The following is a 13,345-nucleotide window of genomic DNA, read 5'->3' on the forward strand; positions in this document are numbered from 1 at the left end:
CACGGGAATGTTCCGTTTGCCGGTAATTCGTTCGCCTTTCGCATTTCCGTCGCACTCGCCCGGAGAAGCCGAAGAAGAGCGGCGGAGCGGAATACGAGCAGGGGTGGGGAAGGCCATGGCATTCGGCAGGAACACGGCAACCGCGGAACCCTTCGAACCGGTGCCCTGGGAGGGCATCACCCGGTTCACGGTCGGCAGGGTGCTGCGCGACGCGGTGCGCGCGTCCAGGCGGGGTACGGGGGCGCACGCCGTGCGCGTACCGCGCCTGCGCGGCGGCGAGGAGCTGATGGTCCCGGCCCTGTACATCGCGCCGGCCGGGCCGGACGGCGTCCCGCTGCGGCAGGGGGGCTTCCGGCTGTACGAGGACGAGGGCCGTACCCGGCTGCTGTGCTCGGTGCTCCCCGAGGGCCCCGGCGGCGAGCACCACCGGGTGACGGACGCGGCCGGCCGGCAGGCCGGCACGGTCCACCGGACCCCGGCGGCGCAGCGCCTGGTCCGGCACGGCTGGTGGCTGGAGCAGCCCGGGCACCCGGAGGTGACCGCCCCGCGCCCCTGGGCCGAGGGGGGACCGGGGCGGATCGTGGGGCGGGGCGTCGGCAAGGTCCTGGGCAGCGTCGCCGACAGCATCCTGAGCCTCGGCGCCGAGGGCGACGGCGGCGGACCGCCGCAGCCGGTGCTCTGGCGGTCCGGCGAGGAGACCGTGCTCTCCTTCCAGCCGTCGCAGGGCCCCCGCTGGTACGCGGTCGAGCGGGAGGGCTGGCTGGACAAGCGGCTGGCCTTCGCCCTCGTGGTGCTGAGGGAGAGCGAGGTGTGGGGCGCGGACCGCCGCTGACCCCGCCCCACCGCCCGAGGCCGTCCGGGACATCCGGTCACGCCGGACACCCCCTAAGGTGCTGCTGTCCGGGCGACGTGGGGAACCCGGGGACAGGGGGGACGCGATGCAGCCGCTCGAAGACGGTGAGCCGCGGACGATCGGCGCGTACCGGCTGCTCGGCCGGCTCGGCGCGGGCGGCATGGGACGGGTCTACCTGGGGCGCAGCGCGGGCGGCCGGACCGTCGCCGTGAAGGTCGTGCACCCCCATTTCGCCTCCGACTCGGAGTTCCGCGCCCGCTTCCGCCGTGAGGTGGAGGCCGCCCGGCGGGTGGGCGGGGAGTGGACCGCGCCCGTGCTGGACGCCGACCCGGACGCGGCCGTGCCGTGGGTGGCGACCGGGTACGTGGCCGGGCCCTCGCTGGACCGGGCGGTCGCCGGGCACGGGCCGCTGCCGGAGGCCTCCGTTCGGGCCGTGGGCGCGGGGCTGGCCCGGGCCCTGGTGGCGGTGCACGGGCTGGGCCTCGTCCACCGCGACGTGAAGCCGTCGAACGTGATGCTGACCCTCGACGGGCCCCGGCTGATCGACTTCGGGATCGCCCGCGCCACGGACGGCACCGCCTCGCTGACCTCCACGGGCGTCTCCATCGGCTCGCCGGGCTACATGTCCCCCGAGCAGATCCTCGGCAAGGGGGTCACGGGCGCCTCGGACGTGTTCTCGCTGGGCGCGGTCCTGGCCTTCGCCGCGACCGGGCGGCCGCCGTTCTTCGGGGACAACTCCGCCACCCTCCTCTACAAGGTGGTGCACGAGGAGCCCGAGCTGGACGCCGTCCCGGCCGGGCAACTGCGCGAGCTGATCGCCGCCTGCCTGGCGAAGACGGCCGCCGAGCGCCCCGCCCCGCACGACCTGGCGGCCGCGCTGGGCGGGGCGCTCGGCGCGCCCGGGTGGCTTCCGGCGCCGCTGGTGGAGGAGGCGAGCCGTGCGGCGGTGGCCCTGCTGAACCTGGACGCCGCCGGGCCCTCCGACGCCTACCCTTCCGGGCCGGTGCCGTTCACCGGCGGGTCCTTCGGCGGGCCCGTCGGCGGTTCCCTCGGGGGCGGGTTCGGGACGCCGGACCCCTCGTACGGGAACCCCGGCGGCTACGCGGCCGCTGCCGGCCCCTACGGCCCCGGCAGCGGACCGTACGGGTCGGGAGCCGGCGGCTCCATGGGCGGCGGGGTGTACGGGATGCCCACCGAGACGGCCGGGTCCCCCGGGGTACCGGGGCAGCGGAACGCCGCGCCGGGCGAGCGGCGCCGGATGACCGTCCGGGCCTCCGGCCGCCGTTTCAGCTGCACCCTGGTGCTCGGCGCGGCCGCCGCCCTGGTGGCCCTGTCCGGCGGCCTGTACGGCATGGGGCTGCTGCCCGGCCGGTCCGACTCCCACGACAAGGTGGTGGGCCAGCCCCCGGCCACCTCCAAGGCCCCGGACCCGGCCGGCTCCGCCCCGTCCTCGCCGGCCCCGCCGAAGGGCACCCGGGACGACGTCCCCAAGGAGCTCATCGGCACCTGGAAGGGCACCGTCACCACCAACCTCGGGGCCACCAGCCAGTTCGAGATCACCATCAAGGGCGGCAAGGTCGGCGAGGTCGTCGCCCGGGACAAGTCGATCCTGCCGCTCCTGGGCACCGACTGCAGCGGGGACTGGAAGCTCGGCTCCGCCACCGACCGCTCCCTGGTCCTGGACACCGCCGGCGGCCCCAACCCGGCCCCCGGCATCTGCGCCGGAGGCTCCGCCGACGAACGGTTCACCCTGAACCAGGGCGGCTCGCTGCACTACAAGTCGGGGGACAGGGCGGCCGGCAACCCCGAGGGCGACCTCACCCGCAGCCCCTGACGGAGCCGGTCGGGGGCCCTGGCGTAGGCTGGATCGGTCCGGACCCTTGACACACCGCCGAAAGGTGACCCACCGGTGACCGACCTGGCCGCACTCCAGTCCGTCCTCGACCGCGCTGCCGCGGGGGGCCGGATCACCAAGGAAGAGGCGCTCGACCTCTACCGGCACGCTCCCCTCCACGCGCTCGGCCAGGCCGCCGACGCGGTGCGCCGGCGCCGCTACGCGGGGACCGAGCACATCGCGACGTACATCATCGAGCGCAACATCAACTACACGAACGTGTGCGTCACGGCGTGCAAGTTCTGCGCCTTCTACGCGGCCCCCAAGGACACGAAGAAGGGCTGGACCCGCGGCCTCGACGACATCCTGCGCCGCTGCGCGGAGACCGTCGAGCTCGGCGGTACGCAGGTGATGTTCCAGGGCGGGCACCACCCGGACTTCGGCGTGGAGTACTACGAGGAGCACTTCTCCGCCATCAAGAAGGCCTTTCCGCAGCTGGTCATCCACTCCCTCGGCGCGTCCGAGGTCGAGCACATGGCCCGCATCTCCGGCGTCTCCGCCGAGGAGGCCATCCGGCGCATCCACGCCGCCGGCCTCGACTCCTTCGCGGGCGCCGGCGCCGAACTCCTGCCGGAGCGGCCGCGCAAGGCCGTCGCCCCGCTGAAGGAGTCCGGCGAGCGCTGGCTGGAGATCATGGAGATCGCCCACAAGCTGGGCGTGGAGTCCACCTCCACCATGCTGATGGGCACCGGCGAGACCAACGCCGAGCGCATCGAGCACATCGCGATGATCCGTGACACGCAGGACCGCACCGGCGGCTTCCGCGCGTTCATCCCGTACACGTACCAGCCCGAGAACAACCACCTCAAGGGCCGGACGCAGGCGACGGTCTTCGAGTACCTGCGCATGATCGCGATCGCCCGCCTCTTCCTCGACAACATCGCGCACATCCAGGGTTCCTGGCTGACCGTCGGCAAGGAAGCGGGCCAGCTCTCGCTCCACTACGGCGCCGACGACCTCGGTTCGATCATGCTGGAGGAGAACGTCGTCTCCTCCGCCGGTGCCAAGCACCGCTCGAACCGCCAGGAGATCATCGACCTGATCCGCAAGGCGGGCCGCGTCCCGGCGCAGCGCGCGACCACGTACGAGCACCTCGTGGTGCACGAGGACCCGGCGAACGACCCGGTCGACGACCGCGTGGTCTCGCACATCTCCTCGACCGCCATCGAGGGGGGCACCGCGCACCCCGAGCTGAAGCTCATCTCCACGAACTGACGCGGACCGACCCCCGATGCTGACGCTGCACACCGCCGAGCTCCTCGTCGCCGGGCCGGGCGCCGCTCCGCTGGAGGCGGGCGCCGTCCTGGTGGAGGGCGACCGGATCGTCCGCACGGGCCGCTACGAGGACCTCGGCGCGGCCGCGCCGCACGCCCGGGTGCGGCGCTGGCCCGGGGTGCTCACCCCGGGACTGCTGGCGCGCGGGGCGGACGTGCTGCTGGAGGGGACGTACTATCCCGACGACCCGTACGAGGTCACCGAGCTGGGCGCCGACCCGATCACCGGGGCGGAGGCCCTCGAAGCCCTCAAGCTGACCGACGCCCGCCGGGGCAACAGCGCCCGGCGCGGCACGCAGAAGCTGCTGGCGCGCGGGGTGGTGGCGGTGGCCGGACGGTTCACGGTCCCGGCGGTGCGCACGGCCGTGGTCCGCTCGGGCCTGGCCGTGCTCCCGCCCGCCCCCTACGAGGGTGAGGCGGCGCTGGACCCGCTGACCGGGCGGGAGAGCGCCGGGCAGGCCTTCCACGGGGTGCTCCAGGACGGGGCGGAGGCCCGGTTCGCGGTGTTCGCGGTGGCGGACGAGGCCGAACTGCTGGAGCGCGGGGCGACCACCTGCGTGGCCACCGTCATCGGCGGCCGCCTGCTGCACCGGCGGCGCTAGTCCCGCTAGGGAACCGGGGGGCCGGCGAGGTAGGTTCCGCCGGCGGTGTGCGGCCAGGCGTTCGACGTGCACCCCTGGAGCCCCTTGAGCTGCTGCATCATCGCCGGGGCGGGGGCGCCCGGCCGGGGGCAGGTCTCGTGGCCGCGGCCCAGTTCGTGGCCCACCTCGTGGTTGATGATCAGCGCCCGGTACTCGGCGGCCGAGCCCTGGAACGTCGGCGACCCCTCCTGCCAGCGCTTGAGGTTCACCACGATGGTGTGGTGGGCCTGGCAGTTGGTCTCCCCGATGAGCTCGGGGGTCACCACGTCGCACAGCCGGTCCGTGGTGGCGGGCGTGGCGATCTTCACGGTGAAGTCCACCGGTTCGCCGCGGCCGGCCAGCCGGAACCCGTACGAGGGGTCGCGTATCCACCCGCGGCGGTCGCCGAGTATCGCCTCGATGTTCCGGGCGGCGGAGTCCGGGTCGACGCCGCTGGCGTTCTCCGTCTCCACCCGCCAGCGCAGCGGACGCCCCTGGCCCTGGGCCTGGCCGGTGCTGGAGGAAGCGGTGAACGCGCCCGGGGCCGCCGTCGGGCTCGGACTCGGGCTCGGACTCGGACTCGGACTCGGACTCGGACTCGGACTCGGGCTCTGGCTCGCGGCCGGGGCCGTCCGCCCGGCCGCCGGCGGCGGGCCGCCCCGGGCGGCGGTGGCGGCGCCCCGCTCCAGCCCGAGCCAGTAGGCGGCGAGGGAGAGCACGGCTAACGCCGTCGAGCCCAGGACCGTACGGCGCAGTCGTCTGCGCCGCCGTTCGGCCCTTCGTGCGGTGACTGATCGGCGTGTCGCCATGAGTGGTCCCTTTGTGTCGGATCGCCTGCCCAGTCTGCCCGTTTCCGGTCCTGATCTGCCGGAATTTCCATGGGTGCGGGTCAGAGCGGGCCGGGGCGGCCGACACGGTGGCGGCCTGAGAGGATGACGGGGTACGACCTGTCCGCCGCAGACACACCGAGCATCGAGGGGCCACCGCCAGTGACAAGGGCTTCCCTGGACAAGCAGCCGCACGAAGTCGCCTCCATGTTCGACGGCGTCGCGGAGAAGTACGACCTCACCAACGACGTCCTCTCCCTCGGGCAGGCCCGCCTGTGGCGCAGGGAGGCCGCCAAGGCGGTCGCCGCCCGCCCCGGCCACAAGGTGCTCGACCTGGCCGCCGGCACCGCGACCTCCTCCCTGCCGTACGCCGCGACCGGCGCGTACGTCGTCCCCTGCGACTTCTCCCTCGGCATGCTGCGGGAGGGCAAGAAGCGCAACCCGTGGCTCCCGCTGACGGCGGGCGACGCGACCCGCCTCCCCTTCCGGGACGACGTCTTCGACACGGTCACGATCTCCTTCGGGCTGCGCAACGTCCAGGACACTGACGCCGCGCTGCGCGAGATGTACCGGGTGACCAAGCCGGGCGGGCAGGTCGTCATCAGCGAGTTCTCGCAGCCGACGTGGGCGCCGTTCCGGACGGTCTACACCGAGTACCTGATGCGCGCCCTGCCGCCGGTGGCCCGCGCGGTGTCCTCCAACCCCGACGCGTACGTGTACCTCGCCGAGTCCATCCGCGAGTGGCCGGACCAGCCGGCGCTGGCCGGGCTGCTGCAGAAGGCCGGCTGGGGCAAGGTGGCCTGGCGCGACCTGAGCGGCGGCATCGTGGCCCTGCACCGCGGCGTCAAGGTCCAGTAGCACCCGACGGCACGTGTGGCACCAGTGGACTACCAGCACATCCTCGAACGGATCGCGGCGGACGTCGCCCCGCTGATCGGCAGCGGTACCCCGGCCGAGTACATCCCGGCGCTGGCGGGGGTCGACCCCCGCCGGTTCGGGATGGCGATCGCCGACCTCGACGGGAACGTCTTCGGCACCGGGGACTGGCGGGTCCCCTTCTCCACCCAGTCGATCACCAAGGTCTTCGCGCTGGCCCTCGCCCTCGCGGAGGGCGGGGACAGCCTCTGGGAGCGGGTGGGCCGGGAGCCGTCCGGCAACCCGTTCAACTCCCTGGTGCAGCTGGAGTACGAGAACGGCATCCCGCGGAATCCTTTCATCAACGCGGGCGCGCTCGTCGTCACCGACCGGCTGCAGACCCTGACGGGTGACGCGAGCAGCGAACTCCTGGAGTTCCTGCGGCAGGAGAGCGGGAACCCGGACGTCGGCTTCGACGCGGAGGTGGCCGCGTCCGAGCACGAACACGGCGACCGGAACGCGGCCGTGGCGCACTTCATGGCCTCCTACGGCAACATCGACAACCCCGTGCCGGCGCTGCTGGACCACTACTTCTGGCAGTGCTCGATCGAGATGACCTGCGCGGACCTGGCCCTGGCCGGCCGCTTCCTGGCCCGGCACGGGCTCCGGGCGGACGGGTCCCGCCTCCTCACCCGCAGCGAGGCCAAGCAGATCAACGCGGTGATGCTGACCTGCGGGACGTACGACGCGGCGGGGGAGTTCGCCTACCGGGTGGGGCTCCCGGGCAAGAGCGGGGTCGGCGGCGGCATCATCGCGGTCGTCCCGGGCCGCTGCACCCTCGCGGTGTGGAGCCCGGGCCTGGACGCCCGGGGCAACTCGGTAGCGGGCGCGGCGGCCCTGGACCGCTTCACAACCCTGACGGGCCTGAGCGTGTTCTGATCTTCCCGCGCCGCTCGCGCGGCTCGGCCGTGGCCGGCCTCCCCGGCTTCGCACCGCTGCGGCGAACTCCGTCCGCCGGAGGCTGGGCGGGGCCGCTGCCCCTGGCCGGGGCCGGCGGCCCTCTGCGGACCGCTGCCGCCGCGCGGGAATCCAGCCCCGCCTGGGGGCCCCTCCCAGCGGTAGCTGGGGGAGGAACGGAGGAAGGGCGGGGCGGGGAGCAGACCCCGCGCAGCGGGAGCCGCAGCCGCAGGCGGCCCCTACGCCCCCGCGAGGTCCAGCTCGTACAGCCGGGCCCGCCGCCCACCCGGGGCGGCGACTTCCTCCCCCGGCGCCATGCCCAGCCGCTCCGCCACCGCCACCGACCGCACGTTCCGCACGTCGACCACCGCGCAGACCCGCCCCACCCCGACCTCCCGCAACCGCTCCAGCGTGGCCAGCGCGGCGGCGTACGCGTACCCCTTCCCCCACGCGGCGCGCCCCAGCCGCCACCCGATCTCGATCCGCCCCACCGGCCCCCACGCCTTCGTCGCGGGCCATGGCTGCGCGCCCGTGAAGCCGAGGACCTCGCCCTCCTCGTCGAGCAGGGTCCACAGGCAGTGCCCCAGCTGGGCGTCGTGCATCCGCTGCCGGGCGGTGATCTCCTCGTACACGGACAGCTCCGCGGGCCCCCCGAGGAACTCCATCACGTCCGCGTCGTCGAAGAGGCGGTACCAGGTGTGCGCGTCCTCGTCGATCGGTACGCGGAGCCGGACCGCCGGCAGCGGCGGCCGGGTCGTCGGCGAGGTCGTCGGCGAGGTAGTCATCGGGGCAGCCCTTCGGATCGCGATCACTCTCGCTGCATAGACTGCGTCATGTCCTGTGCCGTTGGGCACCCCTTATCGAGCCTTCGGGAGACCCCGCAGTGACCGAGCCCACCGAGCCCCTCTCCGAACACCGCGCGGACGTGATCGTCGTCGGGGCCGGGCCCGCCGGCTCGACGACCGCCTACTACCTCGCGAAGGCCGGACTCGACGTCCTGCTCCTGGAGAAGACGGCGTTCCCGCGCGAGAAGGTCTGCGGTGACGGTCTGACCCCGCGCGCCACCAAGCAGCTGGTCGCGATGGGCATCGACATCTCCGAAGAGGCCGGCTGGCTGCGCAACAAGGGCCTGCGCATCATCGGCGGCGGGCAGCGGCTCCAGCTGGACTGGCCGGAACTCGCCTCCTACCCGGACTACGGACTCGTCCGCAAGCGCGACGACTTCGACGAGACCCTGGCCCGCCAGGCGCAGAAGGCCGGCGCCCGCCTGTACGAGCGCTGCAACGTCGGCGAGCCCGTCCGCGACCCGCGCACCGGGCACATCACCGGTGTGCAGGCGAAGCTCGGCGAGGAGAAGACCCCGGTCACCTTCCACGCCCCGCTCGTCGTCGCCGCCGACGGCAACTCCTCGCGCCTGTCCCTGGCGATGGGCCTGCACCGGCGCGAGGACCGCCCGATGGGCGTCGCCGTGCGCACGTACTTCACCTCGCCCCGGCACGACGACGACTACCTGGAGTCCTGGCTGGAGCTGTGGGACCGGCGCGGCCCGCAGGACCGGCTGCTGCCCGGCTACGGCTGGATCTTCGGCATGGGTGACGGCACCTCCAACGTCGGCCTCGGCATCCTCAACTCCTCCTCCGCGTTCAAGGAGCTGGACTGGCGCGAGGTCCTCAAGGCCTGGTGCGCGTCCATGCCGGAGGACTGGGGATACACCCCCGAGAACATGACGCAGCCGATCCGCGGCGCGGCCCTGCCGATGGCCTTCAACCGGCAGCCGCACTACACCAAGGGCCTGCTGCTGGTCGGTGACGCGGGCGGGCTCGTCAACCCGTTCAACGGCGAGGGCATCGCCTACGCGATGGAGTCCGGCCAGATCGCGGCGGACGTCATCGTCCAGGCCCACGCCCGCGCCACCCCGGCCCAGCGCGAGCTGGCGCTGCACAGCTACCCGAAGGTGCTCAAGGAGACCTACGGCGGCTACTACACGCTGGGCCGCGCCTTCGTGAAGCTGATCGGCAACCCGACGGTCATGAAGATCGCCGCCCAGCGCGGTCTGACGCACCCGGTGCTGATGCGCTTCACGCTGAAGATGCTGGCGAACCTGACGGACCCGACGGGCGGCGACGCGATGGACCGCATCATCAACGGCCTCTCGAAGGTGGCCCCGAAGGCCTGAGCCGGGTCGGTACGCCCCGTGGAACCCCCTGAGCCGCCCCCGGGTCCGCCGGCGGGCGGCTCAGCCGTCCGCGGGCTCCCGCGGGCCGTCCGGGGCTGCGTGGACGGTGCGGACGCAGCGGGTCAGCAGGCCCAGGCCCGCGAGCAGCAGGGCGCCGGAGACGGTCCACCCCAGGCCGAGCGTCAGCGGGCTGCCGGGCTTCTGCCAGGGGCGCGCGGTGGTCAACACCCAGCCGCCGACAGCCAGCAGGCCGAGCCCGAGCGCGGCGGGCAGGGCGGTGTCGTTGCCGTCGCCGTGCTGCTCGCACGAGGTTCCGCTCACGGGCTCGCCACCTCCGGGGGTCGCTGGGGCACACGGGTACCCGCCTATCTTCGCAGGGCCTCGGCCGGTTCCACCCGGGCCGCCCGCCAGGCGGGATACAGCCCGGCGAGCACGCCGGTGCCCAGCCCGGCGAGCGGGGCCGCGGCGACCGTGCCGGGGTGGATCACCGGGGTCCAGTCGCGGACCAGGCAGACCCCGACCACCGTCAACTCGCCCAGCGAGGCGCCCACCAGCCCGCCGAGCGCGCCCAGCAGTGCGGATTCGGTGAGGAATTGGGCGGACACGTGTCGCCCCCGCGCTCCGAGGGCGCGGCGCAGACCGATCTCGGCGGTGCGTTCCAGGACCGCCACGAGCGTGGTGTTGGCGATGCCGACCGCGCCGATGACCAGGCAGATCCCGGCGAGCAGCAGGAACAGCGCGCTCAGGTCGGAGGTGACGCCCGAGCGCAGCGTCCGGGGGTCGGGAGGCGGGACGGCCTTGAGGTACTCGGGGTGGTCGGGGCGCAGGGCGAGCGGGGCGAGGTCGGCGACCTGGCGGGCGGCGCCGAGCTCGGTGGCGATCAGCACGGCCGCGCCGCCGGGTTCGGGCGGGCCCCACAGCTCCTGGGCGGTGGCCCGGGGCACGAGGACGGACAGCAGGTTCTCCGGCTTGCGTTCCACGTCCGCGAGGATGCCCGCGACGGTGAAGGGTTCGGCACCGATGTACAGGGCGGGCCGGGTGGCCAGGGTGGTGATGCCGAGGCGTTCGGCGACGCCGCTGCCGATGAGGACGACGCGCTGGCGGCTCCGCTCGGCGAACTCGTCGTAGAGGCGCCCTTCGCGGAGGGTGGGGACGAGGGCGGCCACGGCCCCGGGGGAGGCGGCGACGACGGTGGTGCCGGTTCCGGTGCGGGAGCCGCCGGCGCCGGCCGGGGGCAGGGCGCTCACGGGGGTGGACGGGTCCAGCCGTACGGTCCACAGGACCCCGGCGCTGCGGACGCCCGCGACCGCGCGCAGCCGCTGTTCGGCGTCGGCGGGGAAGCCGGGTCCGGCGAACTCGTCCTGCCGGACCGCGATGTCCTCGACGGTCACCTCGGTGGCGGTGAGGACGTTGAACCGGCCGTCGATCTGGGAGGAGATGGTGGCGGTCAGGCCGAGGACGGCCACGAAGCTGCCGACGCCCAGTACGGTCCCGAGTGCGGTGAGCACGGCCCGCCCCGGGCGGCGCAGCATGCCGGCGACGGCCTCGGACAGGGCGTCGCGGACGGTCAGCCGGGTGGGTTCGGGGCCGGATCTCACGCGGTCACCCGCTCGCGCAGCACGCCGTCGTGGACGGTGAGGGTCCGGTGGCCGTGGGCGGCAACCCCGGCGTCGTGGGTGATCACCAGGACGGTCATGCCGGCGGTGTGGAGCTCGTCCAGCAGGGCCAGTACGGAGGCGGCGTTCGCGGAGTCCAGGTTGCCGGTCGGCTCGTCGCACAGCAGCAGGGAGGGCCGTCCGACGAGGGCGCGGGCGATGGCGACGCGCTGGCGCTCGCCGCCGGAGAGGCGGCCGGGCACGGCACCGGTCCGGTGTCCGAGGCCGACCTGCTCCAGGGCCGCCCGCGCCCGGTGGAGGCGCTCCGTACGGGGTACCGAGGCGTAGAGCATGGCGAGGGCGACGTTCTCCAGGGCGCTGCGGTGGGACAGGAGGTGGAAGGACTGGAACACGAACCCGATGCGGCGTCCGCGCAGTGCGGTGCGGGCGTGGTCGGGCAGCCGCCCGGTGTCGATGCCGTCGAGGAGGTAGTGGCCGGCGGTGGGGGAGTCGAGCAGTCCCGCGACGTTGAGGAAGGTGGACTTCCCCGAGCCGGAGGGGCCGACGACGGTGACGAACTCGCCGCGCCGGACGGTGAGGTCGCAGGGTCTGAGCGCCTCCACGGGCGGCGGTCCGGGGTAGGTGAGCGCGACCTGGCGGAACTCGATGACGGGGGCGTCGGGGTGGCGGGGGTGCGCGGGGGCGGGTTCCGGACGGCGCCGGCGGGGCAGCCTCACCGGCCCCCCGCCGGCTTCGGCCCGGCCCCGACGACGACCCGGGTGCCGGGGGCGAGGTCGGCCGCCTGGACGGGGGTCACGGCCACGTAGCCGTCGCCGCTGGTGCCCGCCCGGACCTCCACGCGCCGCTGGGCGCCGTCGGCGGCCACGGCGGTGACGACCGTACGGCCGTCCGCGCTCGCGGAGACGGCGGTGACGGGCACCACGAGGGCGGGGCCGTCGGTCGCGGCGGACTCGATGGTCAGCCGTACGTCCTGGCCGGCGAAGGCGGCGGGCAGCGGTTGGTCGGCGCGGACCACCATCCGGTAGCCCTGCTCCCCGCCGCCGCCCTTGCCCTGGGTGCCGCCCTGGCCGCCCTGGCCTCCTTGGTCGGGCTGGCTCGCGGTGGCGGCCCGGCCGGCCGTGCGCTCGGCGGCGACCGAGGCCACGCGGCCCCGGACGTCGGTGCCGGCGGCCTCGGAGGAGACGGTCACCGCCATGCCGGGGCGCAGCAGCTGTCTCCGGTCGTCCTTGAGGTAGGCCTCGACGACGAGCTCCCCGGCGGACAGCGTGAGCACGGCCCCGGAGACCGGCCCGCCGACGCGTCCGCCGACCGCGCTGACGCGGGCGGGGAAGGCGCCGAGGAACACGGCCTCGGCGGCGGGAAGCATCGGCCCGTCGGCGGCCTCGGCGGCGGCGAGCCGGGCCCGGGCGTCGGCCAGCGCCTGCCGGGCGCGGTCGAGGCTCCGCCCGCCGTCGCCGGTACCGCCCGCGGAGGGTACGGCGGCGCCCGGCGCGGGGGAGGCCGGCCGCGGCTCCACGCCGACCCGGCCCCCCTTGCCCGCCACACCGGCCCCGCTCCCGGCGCCTGCACCGGCCGCCCCGGCCCCGCCCCCGCCGCCGCCCGAGGCGTCCTCCAGGGCCCACTCGGCGGACCGTACGGCTTCCCGCGCGGCCTTGAGGCCCTCGCCGCGGTCGGCCAGAGCGGGCAGCGGGTCGTAGCCCACGGCCCGGTAGCGGGCGGCGAGCGCGGCCTTGGTGCCGGGGCCGAAGACGCCCTTGGCGTCGGCGCCGGTGCCGTGGCCGAGCTCGCGCAGAGCCTGCTGGAGCTGGGCGACGTCGTCGCCGGCGGCGCCCGGCTTGAGGTCGCGGTAGACCGGCAGGGTGCCCTTGAGGGCCAACACGGGCCGCCCGGACACCTCCGCCAGCAGCTGTCCGGCCGCGACGGGGTCCCCGGCCCTGAGCGGCAGCTTGGTCACGACGGGCGCGCCGGCACCCTCGGCGCCGCGGGGCTGCGGGGCCACGTCCACGCTCTGGTCGGCGACGACGGTCCCGCGCATGACGACGGTCTGCGCGAGCACCCGCCGCTCGACCTCGGCGGTGAGCGGCCCCTGCGGGGGCGGCCCGGTCTCGGCGGCGATCTGCGCGGGGGACTTCACCAGCACGCCGGCCAGCAGCCCGCCGACGGCCACGAGCGCGGCCCCGACGACAACGCCCCCCACGACGCGGCGCCCCCGCCGCAGCCCCCCGCCCTCCCGCACCGGCCCCTTCCCGGCTCCGCCCACGAGGACGTGCTCC

The 13,345-nt window shown here is 74.9% G+C and carries 13 protein-coding genes and 1 pseudogene; 8 read left to right on the forward strand and 6 right to left on the reverse strand.

Features of this window, described 5'->3' with window-relative positions:
- Positions 1-115 precede the first annotated feature (115 nt).
- The 4 genes from ACFY0O_RS30020 to ACFY0O_RS30035 all read left to right on the forward strand — a co-directional run bounded on the left by ACFY0O_RS30020 (position 116) and on the right by ACFY0O_RS30035 (position 4,623).
- Positions 116-832 carry a hypothetical protein gene (locus ACFY0O_RS30020; RefSeq protein WP_388952351.1) on the forward strand — a complete coding sequence of 239 codons (717 nt, stop codon included), beginning with the start codon at positions 116-118 and terminating at the stop codon, positions 830-832.
- Between the two features lie 106 nt (positions 833-938).
- A complete protein-coding gene (locus ACFY0O_RS30025; RefSeq protein ID WP_388952354.1) occupies positions 939-2,687 on the forward strand; it encodes a serine/threonine-protein kinase in 1,749 nt (582 codons plus the stop codon).
- A 75-nt stretch (positions 2,688-2,762) separates the two neighbouring features.
- Positions 2,763-3,962 (forward strand): cyclic dehypoxanthinyl futalosine synthase, encoded by a 1,200-nt coding sequence (mqnC, locus tag ACFY0O_RS30030; RefSeq protein WP_388952356.1) that lies wholly within the window; start codon positions 2,763-2,765, stop codon positions 3,960-3,962.
- A gap of 16 nt (positions 3,963-3,978) precedes the next feature.
- The gene (locus ACFY0O_RS30035; RefSeq protein ID WP_388952359.1) at positions 3,979-4,623 is read left to right on the forward strand and encodes a hypothetical protein; all 645 of its coding nucleotides are present in this window, start codon (positions 3,979-3,981) and stop codon (positions 4,621-4,623) included.
- Between the two features lie 5 nt (positions 4,624-4,628).
- Here ACFY0O_RS30035 and ACFY0O_RS30040 read toward each other — a convergent pair.
- Positions 4,629-5,141: pseudogene (locus tag ACFY0O_RS30040) on the reverse strand (DUF3152 domain-containing protein); the annotation flags it as partial.
- A 28-nt stretch (positions 5,142-5,169) separates the two neighbouring features.
- On the opposite strand from ACFY0O_RS30040, the gene ACFY0O_RS30045 reads away from it, so the two are divergent.
- From ACFY0O_RS30045 to ACFY0O_RS30055, 3 genes are all read left to right on the forward strand, one after another.
- Positions 5,170-5,343 carry a hypothetical protein gene (locus ACFY0O_RS30045; RefSeq protein WP_388952451.1) on the forward strand — a complete coding sequence of 58 codons (174 nt, stop codon included), beginning with the start codon at positions 5,170-5,172 and terminating at the stop codon, positions 5,341-5,343.
- Between the two features lie 287 nt (positions 5,344-5,630).
- Positions 5,631-6,326: a demethylmenaquinone methyltransferase gene (locus ACFY0O_RS30050; protein WP_388952362.1), complete on the forward strand. Its 696-nt coding sequence runs from the start codon at positions 5,631-5,633 to the stop codon at positions 6,324-6,326.
- Between the two features lie 24 nt (positions 6,327-6,350).
- Positions 6,351-7,262, forward strand: coding sequence for a glutaminase (locus tag ACFY0O_RS30055; RefSeq protein ID WP_388952447.1), 912 nt, complete (start codon positions 6,351-6,353; stop codon positions 7,260-7,262).
- 257 nt (positions 7,263-7,519) lie between these two features.
- Here the strand turns inward: ACFY0O_RS30055 and ACFY0O_RS30060 are convergent, their stop codons facing one another.
- The gene (locus tag ACFY0O_RS30060) at positions 7,520-8,065 is read right to left on the reverse strand and encodes a GNAT family N-acetyltransferase (protein ID WP_388952365.1); all 546 of its coding nucleotides are present in this window, start codon (positions 8,063-8,065) and stop codon (positions 7,520-7,522) included.
- Between the two features lie 98 nt (positions 8,066-8,163).
- Between ACFY0O_RS30060 and ACFY0O_RS30065 the strand changes: the two genes are divergently transcribed.
- Entirely contained in the window at positions 8,164-9,456 is a 1,293-nt protein-coding gene (locus tag ACFY0O_RS30065) for a geranylgeranyl reductase family protein (RefSeq protein WP_358899192.1), read from the forward strand.
- A 60-nt stretch (positions 9,457-9,516) separates the two neighbouring features.
- Here the strand turns inward: ACFY0O_RS30065 and ACFY0O_RS30070 are convergent, their stop codons facing one another.
- Genes ACFY0O_RS30070 through ACFY0O_RS30085 form a run of 4 tightly spaced genes read right to left on the reverse strand, consistent with a single transcriptional unit; the run spans position 9,517 to position 13,269 of the window.
- Positions 9,517-9,777: a hypothetical protein gene (locus ACFY0O_RS30070; protein ID WP_388952368.1), complete on the reverse strand. Its 261-nt coding sequence runs from the start codon at positions 9,775-9,777 to the stop codon at positions 9,517-9,519.
- Positions 9,778-9,821: 44 nt separating this feature from the next.
- The gene (locus ACFY0O_RS30075; protein WP_388952371.1) at positions 9,822-11,054 is read right to left on the reverse strand and encodes an ABC transporter permease; all 1,233 of its coding nucleotides are present in this window, start codon (positions 11,052-11,054) and stop codon (positions 9,822-9,824) included.
- Positions 11,051-11,782, reverse strand: a complete 732-nt coding sequence (locus ACFY0O_RS30080; protein ID WP_388952450.1) for an ABC transporter ATP-binding protein — start codon at positions 11,780-11,782, stop codon at positions 11,051-11,053. The genes ACFY0O_RS30075 and ACFY0O_RS30080 overlap by 4 nt, the downstream gene beginning before the upstream one ends.
- Before the next feature lie 2 nt (positions 11,783-11,784).
- Complete coding sequence (locus tag ACFY0O_RS30085; RefSeq protein WP_388952374.1) at positions 11,785-13,269, reverse strand: peptidoglycan-binding protein; 1,485 nt, start codon at positions 13,267-13,269, stop codon at positions 11,785-11,787.
- Between the last annotated feature and the right edge of the window lie 76 nt (positions 13,270-13,345).

Source organism: Streptomyces sp. NPDC001594 (assembly GCF_042893675.1).
Lineage (GTDB): Bacteria > Actinomycetota > Actinomycetes > Streptomycetales > Streptomycetaceae > Streptomyces.